The sequence below is a fragment of the Halovenus carboxidivorans genome, assembly GCF_009831575.1.
GTDB lineage: Archaea > Halobacteriota > Halobacteria > Halobacteriales > Haloarculaceae > Halovenus > Halovenus carboxidivorans.
Genome location: NZ_WUUT01000003.1, coordinates 1 through 17,058, shown reverse-complemented (window position 1 = coordinate 17,058; position 17,058 = coordinate 1). Strand labels below are relative to the sequence as shown.

Sequence of the window (17,058 nt, the reverse complement as noted above, 5' to 3'; positions counted from 1 at the left end):
TCACAGCCACACTCCGCTCGATGCTGTCCAGCAGGGCCGCTCACCGTAAGCGAGGTCGCTCTTCGTTCGGCCTCGCTGCTCACGGGTCAGTTCGTTCCCCGCTCGCTAGAACGTGGCCTCTGTTCGTTCGACCACGCTTACATCATGCCGCCCATACCGCCGCCCATACCGCCCATACCGCCGCCCATGCCACCGCCGGGCGCGTCGTCGTCGTCGCCCTCGGTGGAGAGGTCGCCGGCGGAGATGATGTCGTCGATCTTGAGGACGAGGTTCGCGGCCTCGCTGGCGGAGGAGACGGCCTGCTTCTTCGCGCTCGCGGTCTCGACGACACCGGACTCGAAGGTGTCCTCGATCTCGCCGCTGAAGACGTTCAGACCGGCGCGCTGTTCGCCGTTCTGGTGGGCCGCGCGCAGGTCGACGAGCGTGTCGATGCTGTCCAGCCCGGCGTTCTCGGCGAGCACGCGCGGGACGATCTCCAGCGAGTCCGCGAAGGCCTCGATAGCGAGCTGTTCGCGGCCGCTAACGCCGTCTGCGTACTCGTCGAGTCGGCGGGCGAGTTCGACCTCGGGCGCGCCGCCACCGGGCAGGGCCTGTCCGGTTCCGGCGGCGTTGCCGACCATATCCAGGGCGTCCTGGACGCCGCGTTCGATCTCGTCGACGACGTGTTCGGTCGAGCCCCGCAGCAGCAGGGTCACGCCGTGGACCTCGTCGCCGGTGCCCTCGACGTAGAACAGTTCCTCTTCGTCGTCCCAGGTGACGTTGCCGGTGCCGAGGTACTCCTCGGTCGCGGTGTCGAGATCCGAGACGATGTCCGCGCCGAGCACCTCGCGGAGGAACTCCATGTCCGAGCGCTTGACGCGTCGGATGGCGAGGATACCCTCCTTGGCGAGGTAGTGCTGGACCATGTCGTCGATGCCCTTCTGACAGAAGACCACGTCGGCACCGAGGTCGACGATCTGATCGACCATCTCGCGGAGCTGTTTCTCCTCCTGGTCGAGGAAGTCCTGGATCTGGTTCGGGTCGGTGACGCTGACCTGCGTGTCGGCCTCGGCCTCGTCGAGTTCCAGCGGCTCGTCGATGATCAGCGCGCTGGCGTCTTCGAGGTCGGTCGGCATGTCCTCGTGGACCGGGTCCTTGTCGATGACCGCGCCGTTGAGCAGCTCGGAGTCGCCCGCCGAGCGGCCGGTCTGGGTCTCGATTTTCAGGAAGGCGAGATCGACGATCGTCGAGCCGTCGTCGGCCTCGACGGTGACCGCCTGTGCGGCGTCGACGACCAGCTGTGCGAGGTGTTCTTTGTGCTGTTCAGCGCCCTTGCCGGTCATCGACGTTTCGGCGATCTGGCGCAGGACCTCGGTGTCGTCGCTCTCGATCTCGACGGCGATGTCGTCGAGTTCCTCGCGGGCCTTGTCGGCGGCCATGTTGAAGCCCTTGATGATGGCCGTCGGGTGGATGTCCTGTTCGAGCAGCTCCTCGGCGTTTTTCAGCAGCTCGCCCGCGATCGAGACGGCGGTGGTCGTCCCGTCGCCGGCCTCGCTCTCCTGGGTCTCGGCGACTTCGACGATCATCTCCGCCGTCGGGTTGTCGATGTCCATCTCCTCGAGAATCGTCACGCCGTCGTTCGTGACGACAATGTCCCCCAGCGACGTGACGAGCATCTTGTCCATCCCCTTCGGTCCGAGTGTGGAACGTACGGATTCCGCGACCGCGCGCGCGGCCGAAATGTTGTGTTCCTGTGCGCTCTCGTCTTTCATCCGCTGTGCGTCCTCACCCAGAACGATCATGGGCTGGCCCTGCATCTGCTGCTGACTCATATCAAGCGAAAGTTTGCATACGGTTCTATATAAATGTGTGTGTTCGAAGCGGACCCGGTCCGGATTCGTCACCGAGAGTCGTCGGGAACGGCCGAATCAAGGGAGAATTCATGAGAGGAGCTACCATGGATTTCGCGAGCCGACGACGGTTTTTATACCGTTACGTGTCAGATAGCGACAAGACAAGATCTATGCGGGTGAGGGGCAACCGGTGAGACATGGCCGACGTTCCAGACCTCGCGTTCGACGAGCAGCCGCTCCTTCCGGTCGTCGCTCAGGATGTCGAGACCGGCGACGTGGTGATGCTCGCATACGCCTCCGAGGAGGCAGTCGAACAGACCCGCGAGACCGGACTCGCACACTACTACTCCCGCAGTCGGGAGGAACTCTGGAAGAAAGGCGGGACCAGCGGACACGTCCAGGAAGTCGAGGAGATCCGCGTCGACTGCGACGGGGACGCGCTGCTGTACCTGGTCGAGCAGGAGGGCGGGGCCTGCCACACCGGCTATCACTCCTGTTTCCACCGGACGATCGACGGCGAACTGCGCGGCGAGAAGGTCTTCGACCCAGACGATGTCTACGAGTGACTCCCGCCACGAGTTGATCGCCGCGCTCGACCGCCGGGAGGCGGAACTCGACCGGAGACAGCGCCGCGTCGAGGAGTACGGCGAGGCGGAACTCGCGGCGATGACCGACGCCTACGAGTCCTTCTACCGCGTGCTCGATATCTATCAGGATCAGGTCACCGGCGACGACGGTGACATCCAGACGATTGTCGAGTTCCAGGGCGAGATCGAACGGGTGATGAGCGACATCCCCGACGACGTGCTGCACGCCGACATCTTCGAGGAGTGCGACGAGTACCTCCAGCAGAAGTGGTTCAGCGACTCCGATTTCGAGCACGTCTACGAGCGACTCGAACCGGTCGCGGATCTCGCCGACCGAATCGAGGACCGAGACGAGGCCCTCGAAGGCTATCGAAAAGCCCGCAGAGACGTCGAGACGCGACTGCGCGAGTGCAGAGACGAGATCGAGGAACTCGAACGGCTCTCGGAACTCGCCGAGGCCGACCTCGACGCCCCGATCGAACGGCTCGAAGAGCCGATTCGCGCGTACAACGAGGCCGCCCGGGAAGCGTTTCGGGAGTTCAAGCGGTCGGCACCGGCCCGGGAGGTGATGGCGTTTTTAGACGAGATGGAGGCGTACCCGCTCGTCGATTTCACCTCTCCGCCCCGGGATGTCGTCGAGTACATCGAGACCAACCCGCCGGGCGAGGAGCCGATTGCGACGATTCTCGACTACGCCGACTACTCCCGATCGAAACTCGAACACTACGTCGACGAACCGAACAAGCTCAAACACGCCGTCGAGGGCCACCGCGCGTATCTGGAGGCGCTGGACGGCGAGCCGCTGACGGTGAGTTGGCCGCCGCCGCAAGCCGAGGCACTCCGGTACCGGTGTCGAGAGTTGACCGCGGCGGTCAACCGGATCGACCCCGCGGTCGTCGAACAGCTACGGACCGTGGCGGCACTGCCGCGGGAGACCGAGTACGAGCGACTCCGAAACAGCGCCGTTGTCCGCCAGGAACTCAGCGAGGAGGAGCGCGAGCGACTGCAGTCGGAGGCAATCGAGGACGAACTCGCCGAACTGCGGGCCGAACGTGATCGGCTGATGGAGGCGCTGGAGTCCTACCCCGAACGGTAACGACCGCGACGGCCCGATTGACGGCGGTTACAGCGTGTCCGACGAGTCGAGCGGTTCGTCGAGGCGCTCCTCGGCCATCTCTTCGAGGGCGTAGCGCTGGACTTTCTCGGTGGCGCTGCGGGGCAGTTCGTCGACGAAGAAGATCCGTCGCGGGTGGGCGTACGTGGCGACGTGATCGAGCGTGAACTCCCGGAGTTCCCGTTCGGTCACGTCCGCGCCCTCCTCCAGAACGACGAACGCCACCGGCGCTTCACCTTTCACCTCGTGGGGCGCGGCGGCGACGCCGGCCTCGGCTACCTCGGGGTGTTCGTATAAGGCGTCCTCGACCTCGGCGGGGTAGATGTTCTCGCCGCCGGAGATGATCATGTCGTCGGCCCGGTCGACGATCCAGATGTAGCCGTCCTCGTCGATGCGGGCGACATCCTCGGTGTAGAACCAGCCCTCGTCGTCTTTCACTGCGGCGGTCTTGTCTGGCTTGTTGTAGTAGCCCTCGAAGACCTGGGGACCGCGAATCGCCAACTCTCCGGTCGTCGCCTCCTCGTCTGCGAAGTCGATCGACTCGTCGGGAACCGGTCGGACGTCGTCCGCGTGGACGATCGTCTCGCGGGTGTCCGGGTCGACGATCTTGAGTTCGATACCGGGCAGCGCAGGTCCGACACAGCCGGCCTCCTTGCTGACGCCGGCGACCGGTTCGACCGTCCCCGCCGGCGAGGTTTCGGTCATCCCCCAGCCCTCGACCATCGGCACGTCCCACTCGCGCATGATCGTCTGGCGGGTGTCCTCCGGCAGCGGCGCGGCCGCACAGACGACGTACGAAAGCGAGGACAGGTCGTACTCCTCCGGGTTCTCCCGGTAGACCCGAAACATCTGGGTGTACAGCGCCGGGACGCCGGCGAATGTCGTCGCGTCGTGTTCGTCGATGGCGTCGAGCAACGCGTCGGGTTCGGGCTGGGGCTGGAGATTCAGTTCCGCGCCCGTCATCACGTACGTGCTCATCAGCGCGTTCAGCGCGTAGATGTGGAACATCGGCAGGACCAGCACGAGCGTGTCGTCGGGATCGATCCCCAGCCCGCTCTTGTCGTAGCTCTCCTGTGTCGAGAGCAGGTTTCTGTGCGAGAGCATCACCCCCTTCGGCTTGCCGGTCGTCCCGCTGGTGTACGGCTGGGCCGCGATGTCTCCGAACTCGCGGTCGACGAGGTCGAACTCGCTGTCGGCGGCCTCGAGGGCGTGTGAGTAGTTGACGATACCGCTCTCCTCGTCGCTCACCCCCGGGAGAAGCAGCGTCTCGACCCCGGCCGCCTCGGCGAGATTCTGGACCTCCTCCGCGACGTACGGCGATCCGACGAGCACGTCGATTCCGGCGTCCTGGACGACGTAGCCCAGCGTCTCCGGATCCATCCGCAGGTTCAGCGGCGTCGCGACCCCTCCGGCTTTGATCGTCCCGAAGTACGCGGCCGGGAACTGCGGCGTGTTCGGGATGAACAGCCCCACCCGGTCCCCCGGTTGCACCCCGTGGTCGAGGAGCACGTTCGCGACCCTGTTTGACTGCTTCTCGAGTTCGTCGAACGTCGTCTCCTGGTCCATGAACGTAAACGCCGTCTTGTCTCCGTACCGGTCCGCGGCCATCCGCGGCACCAACCCCATGTGTTCGATCCGGTCTCCCTCGTAGTACTCCATGGTCTGGATGCACATACCATGCAATCTGACATAAACTTTGATGTGAGATCGGCGGTAGTACGAACATCGGTCGGGATAGGCCGAAGGGAGCCGAGACGACAGCGAGACAGGTCCGGCGGTCGCCGAGCCGGCGCGAAAGGCGTTTGTGTCGTCTTCCCTACGGTGTGATATGGCGAAAGAACCGTGCGATGGCTGCGGCCGGCCGGTCAACATCGGCGGCGGGATTGCCAACATCTGGACGCTCGAAACCACTCCGACGGAGGGGATGACGGTCGAACTCGCCGACGGGACCGAGCACTTTCTCTGCTACGACTGCATGGAAGACTTGCCGGACGACCGTGACGTGACCGCCGAGGATATCGACGCGCTCGAACGGTAACGGCACTCAGGCGCGGTCGAGCGTAATTCGAAAATCAGCGCCGCCGGCGTCGCTGTCGCGGAGGGTTATCTCCCCGCCGTAGGATTCGACCAGGGTCCGGGCGAGTCCGAGGCCGAAGCCGGTGCCCTCGCTGTCCGGTCCTTTCTGGCCCATCTCGAAAATCTCGTCGCGGACCGCGGGCGCGACGCCGCTGCCGTCGTCGGCCATCCCGACGACGACGGTCTCCGGGGTCGGTTCCTCGGCGTACAGGCGGACGGTGACCGGTCCGTCGTTGTGGACGGCGGCGTTCGAGAGAATATTCGTGAACACGGAGTCGATCAGATCGCCGGTGTAGGCCTCGTACTCGAACTCCTCGGGGTCGTACTCGACGGTCAACTGCTCGAATTTCCGCTCTACGTCCTCGACGACTTCGGTGAGGATCGGCTCGATATCCCGGGCCTCGGGCTGGCCTTCCTCCTCTTCGAGCATCTTCACCGTGTCGCCGACGTTGTCGATGAGGTCGGCGGCGCTGCGGGCTGTCTGGTGGATCTTCTCCGCGTACTCGCCCGCCTGGTCGTCGTCGACCATCGAAGCGAGGGCCTCGGAAAAGCCCGTAATCACCTGGAGGTCGTTGCCGAGGTCGTGTCGGAGGAGTCGGTCGTAGACCTCGACCATCTCCTTGCGCTTGGCCAGGTCGTTGCGCGCTCGCTCCAGGCGCTCACGCGAACGGATGTTGACGATTGCGGTCGCGACGTGTTCGGCGAGGTAATCGACCGGTCGGACGTGGTACTCCTCGATGCGGTCGAGCGACGCCCAGTGCAGCAGTAAGATCGCGCCGGAATCCCCCATTTCGTCCGAGTAGACCGTCGGCGCGGCGATTGTCACGCCGCCGTCGCAGTCGTACGCCTCGGGATCGACGACCTGGACGTGTTCGGTGTAGACGACCTCCGTCTCCCCGGTCGCACAGATCGTGACGGTATCGGTCTCGTAGGCCGCCCGGGCGAGCGCTCCCGGATCGTCACCGATCTCCGAGCCCGACCGCATACTGCCGAGCACGCGGAGGTCGTCGTCGCGGCGGATCTCGACGACCGTCGGGGACGGGTGACCGTCGATGAAATGCGGGGCCGCCTCCAGAGTCATGTTGGCGACCTCCTCGACGGATTCGAGGTGGTAGATCTCCCGGCTGTATTTGACAATGCGTCCGGCGGTCTTCACCGTCCGCTCGCGGGCCGTCCGGTCGTCGGATTGTTGGTCAGGTGCCATTATCCCGTGAGTCCCAGTCCTGATTGGTAGTCGCAGTGGACACAAAAAATGGTTTCGCCGGACGAGACGCCGCGATCACTGCAGCCGATACCGGAGCAGTGCGGCGATCCCGCCGAGGTTGGCGAGCTGCTGGCCCGGGTCGAACTCGCTCGAAAAGACGGTGACCTCCCCGCCCTGCTGTTCAGTCGTCTCGATGACGTGATCGACGTCGATCTCCCAGTCGCCCTCCCCGGCCCGCTGTTCGCGGAGGTCGCTGTCGAGGACGAGCAGTTGCTCGATAGCCCCGTAGTCGGCCGCTTTCGCGACTTCTTCGGGGCCGTACGCCACCTTCGATCCCTCCGCGATGCGGTCCATCAGTTCGTCGATATAATCCGATTCCTCCGCGATCCGGGTCTCTTTCTGTACGTCCTCGACGGCACCTCGCTTGAGCACCTCGTGGACTCCGCGGTCGCCGACGCTGGACGTGTCCACGGTCGTGATCCGCTCGGCCAGATCCTGGCTGTTCTCCTCGATGTACTCCAGGGCGTCCTGCTTCGTGAATCCGGGGCCGGCGAGGATGACCGCCTCGACGTCCTGTCGTTTGAGAATCTCCGTCAGTTCCTCGAACAACTCCGACCGGGGGCGGGCGTACTCGCCTTTGCCGGTCGGGGCGGTGATCGACGCCCGCTCCTCGGTGCCGTACTGGGCGACCGTGTGGACGTATGCCTGCCCCTCCTCGACGGTCGCGATGGCGATGTCGGGGTTGTCCGTCGCCTCGACGGCCTCCTCGATGCGGTCGCGCTGGTCGAGCTTCCAGCGCTTGGTCACGTCGAGTTCCGTGTGTTCCTCGACGTTGAGCGTGTGGTGGTGGCCGAGTTGGTCCTCCCGCGAGCAGTCGACAATCTCGCCGCCGACGCGGAGCCGGTTGGCGAAGCGGGCGAACTCGACCGTCTCGACGTCGATCGCGACCCAGATGTGTTCCCGTTCGCCGCCGGTGTCCCGGAGCTGTTCGTCGTTTCGCTGGATCCGGCGGGTCGTATCCCCCGAGACGGTGTCACCCGGCTCGATGACGTGTGAGAGATGCCAGAGGTCGTCGAGGCTCTCGGGCACCAGCGTCAGCCGCTCCCGACCGCCCTCGACCTGCTCCGAATCGGCAATGCGCATACCCGCAGTTCGGGCGGCGGACGGTAAGTGGCTGGTGATTTCGCGGACCGCGGCCGCTCACCACCGAGAGTGGCGACGAGCCGGACAGCCACGGCGGCGAGTCCGCACCCGCGTCAGTCGGCCGTCGACCGGTCGCGGGAGGCGCTCACGGCGACGGCGGCGACGAGCAGCACTGAGAGGCCGGCGGCGTAGCCGTAGAAGATGTCGCCGGTCGCCGCCCATGCGGCTACACAGAGCACTGTCACGGCACCGAATACGACTCCGACGACCCGCCGGGACACCAGACTGCTCGTGGCCTCGACGAACGCATCGAGCAGTAACTCGCCGATCAGCAGGATCACGTCTGGACGTGGACCACCGGGGGTGAAACGCGTGTCGATACGTTTCTCTGACAGAAACGCGAGGCGGTGTGCTGAAACACGTCCGACCCCAGTGTGCAGGTGATGCACGAGGAGGCAGCCACGGCGCTGGCCGCGGACCCGGCCCTACAGCCCCACGTCGAGGAGCACGGTCCGCTCGAACTCGACCCCGCCGAGGACACGTTCGAGCGGCTGGTGGTCTCGCTGCTCCGCCAGCAGGTGTCGACCGACGCCGCCGCCGCGATCCGCGAACGACTGTTCGACGCCGTCGAGGTGACGCCGAGCGGGATCCTCGCGGCCGACGAGGCGACGCTGCGGGACGCCGGCCTGTCGGAGGCGAAGACCGGCTACGTCCGCGCCGTCGCCGAAGCCTACCAGCGCGAGGGGTACGACCGGGCGTACTTCGAGGGACTGGACGACGAGGCGGTGGCCGACGAACTCACCGAGATCAGGGGCGTGGGACCGTGGACGGCCAAGATGTTTCTCATGTTCGCACTGGGTCGGCCCGACGTGTTTCCGGTCGAAGACCTGGGGATCCGCCGCGGGATCGAACTCGTCTGTGACCGGGAGATGAGCCGCGGCGAGATGCGCGACCGGGCGGCGGAGTGGGCTCCGTACCGCTCGTACGCCTCGCTGTATCTCTGGCGGGCGTACGAGGGGTGAGGACGGGAGCGATGACCAAACCTTGATACCCCGGCGACGATGAGGGACAGACAGCCGTGCCGTCGCCAGGACTGTGAGTATGAGCAGGTACGAGACTTTCATCGAGGACGGAACGATCTACGTCGGGAGTCCGGACGGCCCGCTGGAGGTCGGCGGGCTCGATACCGCAATCGAGGTCGTCGGCGGCCCGTCCTGGACGATCACTTACTCCGAGGATCTCAAGGAGCGACACCCGGAGATCGACACCTCCGACGAGGGGCTCACCGTCGACGTGGCCGACATGATCAACGCGATGACACACTCCGAGCAGTTCGTCGAGACGCTGTCCGCCCAGCCCGCCGAGGCCGCCGAGGACGACATCTCGCCGCGGCTCGGGCTGTTCGTCGGGAAGCTACTGGAGAACCTCGACAGCGGCGTCGCCTGAGGGTGCGACTAGAAGCGCCGAACGCACATGAACGGCGAAACTGTATAGTGGGCGGGCTCGTTGTCCTCGGATATGAGCGGGGAGCACGAAACCGTCTCTGTACCGCTGCCGGACGCGCTCGCCGCCCGACTGGATACGCTCGTCGAGGCCGACGTGTTCGAGTCCCGGGCCGAGGCGTTGCGGTACGGCGCCCGGCTGGTCGTCCGCGAGGAGGCGAGGGCAGACACGCCGCTGGAGGTGGAGAAGCCGCCGGCAGACGACAGCCCACCCGGCCGCGGTGGCGGGGGCGGCCGGAGCGCACAGGAGTAGCGTATCGATCCGCGGGTACCGCCGGGTCGAGCGCACCGAGCAGTATTTGTCGCTGTGGTCGAATGGCGGGTATGGACACTGCTGTCGTCTGGTTTCGGGACGACCTCCGAGTGACCGACAACCCAGTGCTCGCCGACGCAGTCGACCGCGCCGAGACGGTTGTGCCGGTGTACGTCACCGATCCGCGGCGACGCGGCGACTCCGAGTACGGACCGGCCAAGCGCGGCCGCCACCGCGCCCGGTTTCGCCGCGAGTCGCTGCAGGATCTCCGGGCCTCGCTCCGGGACAGCGGCGGTGAACTACTCCTCCGGGACGGAACCGTCGAGACCGTCGTCCCGGAACTGGCCGCCGCATCCGACGCCAACGCCGTCTTCGCACAGACCAAGCCCGCGACCGAGGAAATCGAACGCGAACACGCGGTTCGGGACGGGCTGCCCGCCGGTGTCGACTTCGAGCGCCGGTGGACGCACACGCTCTATCACATCAACGACCTGCCGACGCCGTACGACAGTATCGACGACACGTTCACGCCCTGGCGAAAGGAGGTCGAGCAGAGCACGGAGGTCAGGGATCCGGTCCCGGCACCCGCGGAGATCACAGTTCCGGACGACATCGAAGCCGGTGAGATTCCGACCGTCGACGCGCTCGCAGGCGACGACCGCACCGGCGGAGACGACTCCCGGGACGACGGTCCCGACGACCGTGCGGTGCTGCCGTTCGAGGGCGGCGAGACCGCCGGGAAGGGGCGTCTGGAGGCGTACTTCTGGGAGGGAGATCATCTCCGGGAGTACAAACAGACCCGCAACGGGATGCTCGGGGCCGATTACTCCTCGAAGTTCTCGGCGTATCTCGCCGCTGGCTGTCTCTCGCCCCGGTGGATCCACCGCGAGGTCCGGCGGTACGAGGACGAACGCGTCTCGAACGAGGACACCTACTGGCTGCTGTTCGAGTTGGCCTGGCGGGACTTCTTCCAGTTCCAGTTCGTCAAACACGGCGGGGACTTCTTCACCGCCGACGGGATTCGCGGCGTCGACAAGGAGTGGCAGCACGACCGCGAGGCGTTCCAGCGGTGGGCGGCCGGCGAGACGGGCCTGCCCTTCGTCGACGCGAACATGCGCGAACTCAACCGGACGGGCTACATGTCCAACCGGGGCCGGCAGAACGTCGCCTCGTTTCTGGTCGACGCGCTGGAGATCGACTGGCGATGGGGGGCGGCGTACTTCGAGCAGCAACTGGTCGATTACGACGTGGCCTCGAACTGGGGCAACTGGGCCTACCAGGCCGGCGTCGGCAACGACTCCCGAGACAACCACTTCAACGTCCTCTCGCAGGCCGACCGCTACGACGGCAACGCGGAGTACGTCCGGACGTGGTTGCCCGAACTGGCCGATCTGCCGCCGGAGTACGCACACCGGCCCTGGCAGTTAGACGACGCCGAACGGGCGGAGTACGGGGTCGAACTCGGCATCGACTACCCCCGACCGATGATCGACTTCGAGCAGCGATACGCGGAACTCGGGCGGCGGTGATCAGATGTCGTCGAGGACGGGAACCGAACGGTCGAGTTCGTCCGCCAGATAGGCGCCGAGAAAGCCCCCGGCGACCGAAGCACCGACGGTGTATAGCCCGACGGCCAGAAACATCGTGAGCACGACCGCGCTGAAAATCGACGGTGCGCCGCCCAGCGCGACGAACCCCAGAATCAGGTAGAAGATGACGGCAAAGGGCGCAAAGGTGACCACCCCGACGATGCCGCCGACGAACGCGCCGTCGGTTCCCGTGCCGCCGCGGAGGTAGCCGGCGACGAATCCGCCGAGAACGGTCGAAAACGGGATGAAGGAGAGAACGAGGCTCGCGAGGATGCCGGCAGCGACACTGAGGAGAACGCTCGCCTTCCGTTCCGGTGGAGTGTCCAGGGTCGGCGTCTGTCTCGTGGGGACCATATCGGAGAGAGTCAGGCCGACGACAAAAGCGGTTCGGACGGCCGTCTCAGAGCTCTCGGACCGTCTCCAACACCGTCGCCAGGTCGGGAGCCTCGAAGACGCTCGTCCCGGTGTACTCGTTCGTACCGGCGCAGTAGAGATCACGAGCGGTCTGAATCACCTCGTCGTCGAGCGGTTCCGGCTGGCGGTCACACAGCGCCTTCCAGTCCGCGACCCCCTCCTCGTCGGCCTGCTGTTTCGCGGCGCCGACGGCCTCGACCCACTCCGGTTGCGTCCGCTTGTGGTACTGTCGGATCACCTCCTTCGAGATCTGCTGGCCGTCCCGGGAGAAGCGGTTCTCGTCGAAAGTTCCGACCACGTCGGCGACGCGGATCTCGCCGTCGTAGTAGAGACACTCGATTTTGCCGTCCTGGTGGTCGAGGTCGGCCTCGGCCGCCCGGTCGGTGACGATCCGGTTCACCTCGCGAGCGAGGGCGTCGAGGTCGTCGATGTCGGCGGGACCGGCGATCTCGGCGGCCTCCGCGCGGTCGAGATACCGGTCCTGTTTCTCGTATTTCGTCGAGAACTCCACGACCGGGTCGGGCAGATCGACCGGTTCGTCGGGCCACTCCGACAGCGAGAGACCGTGATCAGCGGGCTCGGAGCGGCCGCGAAGCGAGGAGCCGACCGGGACGCGGTTCCGAAAGACGATCTCCAGCGGGATCAGGTAGTGGCGCTCGACGGCGTCGTAGTAGGCGTCGTAGTCGTAGGTACCGCCCTCGAAGGGGAGGTCCGGCACCATCGTCAGATCGATCGCCATCTCCGTCGGCGCGTCGCCGCGGTCCAGCGCCGTCTCCAGATCGACCACCTCGCCGTCGGAGACGACACCCCGGTAGTGTGTCGGAACGCCCTCGCGTTCGAGCAACTCGAAGTTGAACGCTCCCATCGAGCACAGCGAGGCGCCTTTGTCCGGGATCTGGTCGGGCATCTTCCCCCAGTCGAAGACGGAGTAATCGTCGGTGAACTCGAAGACGCCCCGGCCCAACTGGTCCGGACTCGGGTCGTCGTCGATCCGGAAGTTCTTGACACTCGTCATCGAGCGTTCGTACTCGGGCAGTGGTTAAGATAGTTGCAGTTTGGGGCCGCGACGGCCGGGTGTCGAACCGCCCCGCCGGGGGCGCGAAAATATATAAGACCCATCCTTGCGTAGCAAGTACTGATGCGAGCGAAGGAGCAGTACCGTGACCGCGACGAGACAGAGGTGGCCGTCCTCGATGCGCTTGCCGATCGGATGGAGACCGGAACCACGGTGTTCGATCTCCGGGCGCTCGTTGAGGAAGACATCGACACCCTCGAACAGGCCCTCGCCGAGTTGAACGAGGACGGACTCATCGAGGTGACCGAGAAGAACGGACGAACGGTCATCTTCGCCAAGGAGCACGCGATCGGCAACGGAACGGCTCCCGACGAGGACGACTCCGACTTCCTCGAGGAGATCCGGCGGCGGTTCCCGTTCTGAGGAACTGTTAACAGGCCCTCGGCCGTATCGAGTGTATGCGCGTCGTCTCACTGCTGCCCTCGGCAACGGAGATGCTGTTCGCCCTCGGTATCGAACCCGTCGGCGTCTCTCACGAGTGTGACTATCCGCCGCGGGCCGCCGACCTCCCGGCGGTCAACAGATCCCGTGTCGACGCGACCGCCGACAGCGGCGAGATCGACAGACAGGTCCAGGAAGCCGTCGAAGACGGCGGCGTCTACGAGATCGACCGCGAGACGCTCGCCGATCTCGACCCGGACGTGATCGTCTCGCAGGGCATCTGTGACGTCTGTGCCGTCGACGACACGGAGATTCGGACGGCCGTCACCGAGTTGGGGCTGGACGCGGAGGTCCTGACCAGCGACCCACACAGTCTCGACGATGTGCTCGCGGACGTAGAGCGACTCGGTCAGCGCCTCGGGCGGGCGGAGCGAGCCGAGTCCGTCAGCGCCGATCTGGAACGCCGAATCGAGGGGATCACCGACCGGACGCCGGAGGCGGGGCCACGCGTGGCCGTGCTGGACTGGCTCGATCCGGTGATGGTCGCCGGCCACTGGGTGCCGGGGATGGTCGAGCGGGTCGGCGGCGAGTACGGACTGGCGGATCCCGGCGCTCGCTCGCGCCCCCGCGAGTGGGCGGCGATCCGGGAGTACGATCCCGAGGTACTGGTCGTCGCTCCCTGCGGGTTCGGGCTGGAGCAGACTCGCGAGAACCTCACGGACCTCACCAACCGGGAGGGGTGGGCGGAGCTATCGGCCGTCCAGAACGGCCGAGTCTACGCCATCGACGGCCACCACTACATGAACCGACCGGGGCCGCGACTCGTCGACTCGCTGGCCGCGCTCGCAAGCGCCGTCCACCCTGGGACGGTCGACCCGCCAGCCGAGGCTGTGAGCCAACTGTCAGAACAGCGAGTCGATACCGGAGCGGCGAACTGATCAGGCCACGTCCGGCCGGACGCGAAACCGCTGGTAGTTGCCGTGGGAGAGTTCGAGCGAACCGATCCACCAGTTCCAGCGCTCGACTAATCCGTACTCCGCCGGGGCGTCCTCGAGATTCGAGACGACCGTCTCGACGGTGAGTTCGTAGCCGAGTTCCTCCTCGATCCGTCCGGCGTCGGACAGATCGCGGGCCTGACGAGAGACCGCTCGCCGGGCCTGTTCGCTCCCGCAGAACTCGGCTTCCAGCCGTTCGACGAGGCGTTCCCGGTCCACATACGTACCATGTGCTCGCCCCTTTTTTAATCTGTCTGCGACCGACGAGAAAAATCGGAGATCGAACTGCGAAACCGGTTACTCCTGAACGATGACCGCACCGTGCATACCCGCGGCCTGGTGTGGGGTACAGTAGTACAGTTGGTTGCCGGCGGAGTCGAAAGTCTGGGAGAACGTCGTTCCCTGCTCCGCGACCGCTTCGCCGCTGTCGAAACTGGCGGCGCTGCTGTCGGCGGAGACGACGTTGTGGGCGCCGCCGTTGCCGGTCCACTCCCAGGTGACCTCTGTGCCCGCGTCGACGAACACGGCCACCGGGTCGAAGGCGAGTCCGTTCTCACCGGCGCCGACGCTGATCGTGACCGAGCCGCTGCCGGTCTCGTCGACCGCATCGCTCGGACCGCTGTAGCCGTTGGCGCTGTTATCGCTGAGATAGCTGTCGACCGCGTCAGGGACCGACGGGCCGCTGTCGCCGTTGTCTCCGTTGCTGCCGTTGTCGCCGCCGCTGCTACATCCCGCGAGTGCGACGGTCGCTGCCGTGGCACCTGCCGCTGCGAGGAACGTCCGCCTGTCTGTCTGTTTTTGCATAACAGGAGAACCTTCGTCTCTGGAAGTAAGAGTCCCGCGATATGTCCCAGAATCTGGGAACAGAGCAGATCAGCCGCTGACGGAAGCGTTGGCACTGCTTCCGGTGGGTCACGTGGCTGAGGGGAGTAAGCCCCCTTCTGTTCGCCGGCATTCGGCTACGCACCCGGCCCAGCCGTCGGGCTACCTTGTCGGGCCGGGCTTGCACCGGTGAGGGTTCGCCGTTCCAGCCGTTCTCTCCCGTCTGTAGGCTGCTACGCAGCCTGCGAGGTCCGTTGGACCTCGGTGCTCACGGACAGCGCGGCGCTACGCGCCGCGGCTTCGAGGTGCTGTCGCACCTCGCAACGCCCGTTCGCCAAATCGGGACCCTTCTGGGTCCCGCGCCCTCGGCGGGTTAACTCCCCGTTGCTTCGTCGGCGGATGCCTTTTGCGCGGGGTTCGCACGCCTCATCGGTCGGGGAGAGGGGTCGCGTTTCTGTTCCAGAGCCGGCGGTCTCCCGCCCCGGACTTGCGTCCGGTCACCTGCCCGACTGGTGGGGGGACTTTCCTCATGTCCCTTCTCGCGGCCGGGACACGGAAGCCGGTCTCCCTCTGCCGTCTGGATCTACGAAACCGGAGCGTGTAAGCCGTTCGGTCGGCGGAGCATCGCCGCGCGGCGTCGTAAACGAGATCAACAGATCTCGCCGAGGGCGTAGACCGTGTTTTGGCCGGTGATCTCGCAGGTGACGATATCACCGAGGTCGGCCTCGTCTTCCGCGCCCGGGACGGCGACCTGACGGTACGCGCTGTCGTAGCCGACGAGGCTGTCCTCGGTGCCGTCTTCGACGAACAGGACCTCCCGTTCCGTGCCGACCATCGACTCGTAGGCGTCGCCGACGATCTCCATCTTGAGATCGGTCATCTCCGAGGATCGGTCCTTCTTGACCTGGCCGCCCAGGCCGTCCATCTCGGCGGCGTCGGTGCCGGGCCGCTTCGAGAACCGCGTGACGTTGACCTTCTCCGGGCGGGTCTCCCGCAGCAGCGCCAGCGACTGCTCGTGGTCGTGTTCGGTTTCGGTCGGGAAGCCGACGATGAAATCCGTCGACAGCGTCCACTCGTCGAGATACTCGTCGAAGGTCTCGACGACCTCGACGTACTCGGAGACGGTGTGCTGGCGGCGCATGTCCCGGAGCAGATCGTCGCTGCCGGACTGGACCGGGGCGTGCAGGAAGTTGTATAGCTTGTCGTGTTCGGCGAACACCGACGCGAGTTCCTCGCGGACGCCGTGGACGCCTTTGGGATTTGCCATCCCGACCCGGACCCGGAACTCGCCGTCGATCTCCGTGCAGATGCGGTCGAGCAGTTCGGGTAGGAGGCTCTCGCCCTGGTTGCTGTCCCAGCCGTAGACGCCGGTGTCCTGACCGGTGATTCGGATCTCCTTCGCGCCCGCGTGGACGAGCGCACGAGCCTTCTCGACGTTCTCCTCGACGGGCGGAGAGTCGATCCGGCCGGTGGCGTGTTTCGTGATGCAGTACGAGCAGTCGCTCATACAGCCCCGGGCGATGGGGAGGATGCCGACCACCCCATCGACGACGGGTTCGGTGTCGGGCGTCGCGGTCGGACACTCGCCGTTGCGGACGTGTTCGGGCACGTCGTCCCAGTGGAGCACCTCGGCGTCGATGTCCGCCTCACGGAACTGTTCGCCCTGTGCGAGGGCCATACAGCCGGTGATGACGAGATCGGCCGGCGTCTGCTCGTCGAGTTCCTCGGCCCGTCGGAGCATGTTGTGCTCGGTTTTCTCGACGACCGTACAGGTGTTCAGAATCGCGACATCTGCTTGCTCCGGTCCGTCGGCAGGGTGGTGGCCGCCGTCGCGGAGCGCCCGCTCGATCTGGCGGCTCTCACCCCTGTTGGACGTACACCCGTAGGTCTCGATGTGATAGCGGGCCATCGTACCCGTATTCGGGCGCGGGGAGACTAAAACACGGCGTTTCGGAACTCCGGTCGACGACCACGTTCCCGAAGATGTTCCGCCGAAATTCCGCCATCGCATATAAACCCACCCTCGTATCAGCCAACGGTTCCCATGGGGATGGCCTCACTACGTATAGAT

The 17,058-nt window shown here is 65.8% G+C and carries 19 protein-coding genes and 1 other RNA gene; 9 read left to right on the top strand and 11 right to left on the bottom strand.

Going from position 1 to position 17,058, the window contains the following annotated elements:
* Nucleotides 1–137: 137 nt before the first annotated feature.
* Nucleotides 138–1,811 carry a thermosome subunit beta gene (thsB, locus tag GRX03_RS08120; protein ID WP_159763720.1) on the bottom strand — a complete coding sequence of 558 codons (1,674 nt, stop codon included), beginning with the start codon at nt 1,809–1,811 and terminating at the stop codon, nt 138–140.
* Nucleotides 1,812–2,029: 218 nt separating this feature from the next.
* Here thsB and hisI point away from each other — a divergent pair, with 218 nt between their 5' ends.
* The gene (hisI, locus tag GRX03_RS08115; RefSeq protein WP_159763719.1) at nt 2,030–2,398 is read left to right on the top strand and encodes a phosphoribosyl-AMP cyclohydrolase; all 369 of its coding nucleotides are present in this window, start codon (nt 2,030–2,032) and stop codon (nt 2,396–2,398) included.
* Nucleotides 2,385–3,515, top strand: coding sequence for a DUF7118 family protein (locus GRX03_RS08110; protein WP_159763718.1), 1,131 nt, complete (start codon nt 2,385–2,387; stop codon nt 3,513–3,515). The genes hisI and GRX03_RS08110 overlap by 14 nt, the downstream gene beginning before the upstream one ends.
* 27 nt (nt 3,516–3,542) lie before the next feature.
* Here GRX03_RS08110 and GRX03_RS08105 read toward each other — a convergent pair whose 3' ends face one another.
* Nucleotides 3,543–5,192: a class I adenylate-forming enzyme family protein gene (locus tag GRX03_RS08105; RefSeq protein WP_159763717.1), complete on the bottom strand. Its 1,650-nt coding sequence runs from the start codon at nt 5,190–5,192 to the stop codon at nt 3,543–3,545.
* A 169-nt stretch (nt 5,193–5,361) separates the two neighbouring features.
* Between GRX03_RS08105 and GRX03_RS08100 the strand changes: the two genes are divergently transcribed.
* Entirely contained in the window at nt 5,362–5,571 is a 210-nt protein-coding gene (locus tag GRX03_RS08100) for a DUF7561 family protein (protein WP_159763716.1), read from the top strand.
* Between the two features lie 6 nt (nt 5,572–5,577).
* Here the strand turns inward: GRX03_RS08100 and GRX03_RS08095 are convergent, their stop codons facing one another.
* The 3 genes from GRX03_RS08095 to GRX03_RS08085 all read right to left on the bottom strand — a co-directional run bounded on the left by GRX03_RS08095 (nt 5,578) and on the right by GRX03_RS08085 (nt 8,297).
* A complete protein-coding gene (locus tag GRX03_RS08095; protein ID WP_233739901.1) occupies nt 5,578–6,813 on the bottom strand; it encodes a sensor histidine kinase in 1,236 nt (411 codons plus the stop codon).
* Nucleotides 6,814–6,888: 75 nt separating this feature from the next.
* Entirely contained in the window at nt 6,889–7,956 is a 1,068-nt protein-coding gene (locus GRX03_RS08090) for an mRNA surveillance protein pelota (RefSeq protein ID WP_159763715.1), read from the bottom strand.
* 113 nt (nt 7,957–8,069) lie between these two features.
* On the bottom strand, nt 8,070–8,297 hold the full coding sequence (locus GRX03_RS08085; RefSeq protein ID WP_159763714.1) for a hypothetical protein: 228 nt from the start codon (nt 8,295–8,297) through the stop codon (nt 8,070–8,072).
* Nucleotides 8,298–8,399: 102 nt separating this feature from the next.
* Between GRX03_RS08085 and GRX03_RS08080 the strand changes: the two genes are divergently transcribed.
* The 4 genes from GRX03_RS08080 (at nt 8,400) to GRX03_RS08065 (ending at nt 11,240) form a co-directional block, all read left to right on the top strand.
* Nucleotides 8,400–8,978 (top strand): DNA-3-methyladenine glycosylase family protein, encoded by a 579-nt coding sequence (locus tag GRX03_RS08080; protein ID WP_159763713.1) that lies wholly within the window; start codon nt 8,400–8,402, stop codon nt 8,976–8,978.
* A gap of 79 nt (nt 8,979–9,057) precedes the next feature.
* Nucleotides 9,058–9,402: a hypothetical protein gene (locus GRX03_RS08075; RefSeq protein WP_159763712.1), complete on the top strand. Its 345-nt coding sequence runs from the start codon at nt 9,058–9,060 to the stop codon at nt 9,400–9,402.
* Nucleotides 9,403–9,474: 72 nt separating this feature from the next.
* Entirely contained in the window at nt 9,475–9,711 is a 237-nt protein-coding gene (locus GRX03_RS08070) for a ribbon-helix-helix domain-containing protein (protein ID WP_159763711.1), read from the top strand.
* A gap of 71 nt (nt 9,712–9,782) precedes the next feature.
* The gene (locus tag GRX03_RS08065) at nt 9,783–11,240 is read left to right on the top strand and encodes a DASH family cryptochrome (RefSeq protein ID WP_159763710.1); all 1,458 of its coding nucleotides are present in this window, start codon (nt 9,783–9,785) and stop codon (nt 11,238–11,240) included.
* Here the strand turns inward: GRX03_RS08065 and GRX03_RS08060 are convergent, their stop codons facing one another.
* The gene (locus GRX03_RS08060) at nt 11,241–11,654 is read right to left on the bottom strand and encodes a DUF5518 domain-containing protein (RefSeq protein WP_159763709.1); all 414 of its coding nucleotides are present in this window, start codon (nt 11,652–11,654) and stop codon (nt 11,241–11,243) included.
* Between the two features lie 46 nt (nt 11,655–11,700).
* Nucleotides 11,701–12,729: a phosphoribosylaminoimidazolesuccinocarboxamide synthase gene (locus GRX03_RS08055; RefSeq protein WP_159763708.1), complete on the bottom strand. Its 1,029-nt coding sequence runs from the start codon at nt 12,727–12,729 to the stop codon at nt 11,701–11,703.
* A 123-nt stretch (nt 12,730–12,852) separates the two neighbouring features.
* Between GRX03_RS08055 and GRX03_RS08050 the strand changes: the two genes are divergently transcribed.
* Both GRX03_RS08050 and GRX03_RS08045 read left to right on the top strand, forming a co-directional pair.
* Complete coding sequence (locus GRX03_RS08050) at nt 12,853–13,152, top strand: DUF6432 family protein (RefSeq protein WP_159763707.1); 300 nt, start codon at nt 12,853–12,855, stop codon at nt 13,150–13,152.
* A 35-nt stretch (nt 13,153–13,187) separates the two neighbouring features.
* Entirely contained in the window at nt 13,188–14,108 is a 921-nt protein-coding gene (locus GRX03_RS08045; protein ID WP_159763706.1) for a cobalamin-binding protein, read from the top strand.
* Here GRX03_RS08045 and GRX03_RS08040 read toward each other — a convergent pair whose 3' ends face one another.
* From GRX03_RS08040 to GRX03_RS08025, 4 genes are all read right to left on the bottom strand, one after another.
* Nucleotides 14,109–14,384 carry a hypothetical protein gene (locus GRX03_RS08040; RefSeq protein ID WP_368278182.1) on the bottom strand — a complete coding sequence of 92 codons (276 nt, stop codon included), beginning with the start codon at nt 14,382–14,384 and terminating at the stop codon, nt 14,109–14,111.
* Nucleotides 14,385–14,462: 78 nt separating this feature from the next.
* On the bottom strand, nt 14,463–14,969 hold the full coding sequence (locus GRX03_RS08035) for a halocyanin domain-containing protein (RefSeq protein ID WP_159763705.1): 507 nt from the start codon (nt 14,967–14,969) through the stop codon (nt 14,463–14,465).
* Nucleotides 14,970–15,083: 114 nt separating this feature from the next.
* Nucleotides 15,084–15,562: RNase P RNA component (gene rnpB, locus GRX03_RS08030), an RNA gene on the bottom strand.
* 74 nt (nt 15,563–15,636) lie between these two features.
* Nucleotides 15,637–16,896, bottom strand: a complete 1,260-nt coding sequence (locus GRX03_RS08025) for a tRNA (N(6)-L-threonylcarbamoyladenosine(37)-C(2))-methylthiotransferase (RefSeq protein ID WP_159763704.1) — start codon at nt 16,894–16,896, stop codon at nt 15,637–15,639.
* Nucleotides 16,897–17,058: the final 162 nt, after the last annotated feature.

Bases quoted from the DNA above. Each gene is read 5' to 3' on its own strand.
- thsB (WP_159763720.1), bottom strand. From the start codon at position 1,811: ATGAGTCAGCAGCAGATGCAGGGCCAGCCCATGATCGTTCTGGGTGAG.
- hisI (WP_159763719.1), top strand. From the start codon at position 2,030: ATGGCCGACGTTCCAGACCTCGCGTTCGACGAGCAGCCGCTCCTTCCG.
- GRX03_RS08110 (WP_159763718.1), top strand. From the start codon at position 2,385: ATGTCTACGAGTGACTCCCGCCACGAGTTGATCGCCGCGCTCGACCGC.
- GRX03_RS08105 (WP_159763717.1), bottom strand. From the start codon at position 5,192: ATGGAGTACTACGAGGGAGACCGGATCGAACACATGGGGTTGGTGCCG.
- GRX03_RS08100 (WP_159763716.1), top strand. From the start codon at position 5,362: ATGGCGAAAGAACCGTGCGATGGCTGCGGCCGGCCGGTCAACATCGGC.
- GRX03_RS08095 (WP_233739901.1), bottom strand. From the start codon at position 6,813: ATGGCACCTGACCAACAATCCGACGACCGGACGGCCCGCGAGCGGACG.
- GRX03_RS08090 (WP_159763715.1), bottom strand. From the start codon at position 7,956: ATGCGCATTGCCGATTCGGAGCAGGTCGAGGGCGGTCGGGAGCGGCTG.
- GRX03_RS08080 (WP_159763713.1), top strand. From the start codon at position 8,400: ATGCACGAGGAGGCAGCCACGGCGCTGGCCGCGGACCCGGCCCTACAG.
- GRX03_RS08075 (WP_159763712.1), top strand. From the start codon at position 9,058: ATGAGCAGGTACGAGACTTTCATCGAGGACGGAACGATCTACGTCGGG.
- GRX03_RS08070 (WP_159763711.1), top strand. From the start codon at position 9,475: ATGAGCGGGGAGCACGAAACCGTCTCTGTACCGCTGCCGGACGCGCTC.
- GRX03_RS08065 (WP_159763710.1), top strand. From the start codon at position 9,783: ATGGACACTGCTGTCGTCTGGTTTCGGGACGACCTCCGAGTGACCGAC.
- GRX03_RS08060 (WP_159763709.1), bottom strand. From the start codon at position 11,654: ATGGTCCCCACGAGACAGACGCCGACCCTGGACACTCCACCGGAACGG.
- GRX03_RS08055 (WP_159763708.1), bottom strand. From the start codon at position 12,729: ATGACGAGTGTCAAGAACTTCCGGATCGACGACGACCCGAGTCCGGAC.
- GRX03_RS08050 (WP_159763707.1), top strand. From the start codon at position 12,853: ATGCGAGCGAAGGAGCAGTACCGTGACCGCGACGAGACAGAGGTGGCC.
- GRX03_RS08045 (WP_159763706.1), top strand. From the start codon at position 13,188: ATGCGCGTCGTCTCACTGCTGCCCTCGGCAACGGAGATGCTGTTCGCC.
- GRX03_RS08035 (WP_159763705.1), bottom strand. From the start codon at position 14,969: ATGCAAAAACAGACAGACAGGCGGACGTTCCTCGCAGCGGCAGGTGCC.
- GRX03_RS08025 (WP_159763704.1), bottom strand. From the start codon at position 16,896: ATGGCCCGCTATCACATCGAGACCTACGGGTGTACGTCCAACAGGGGT.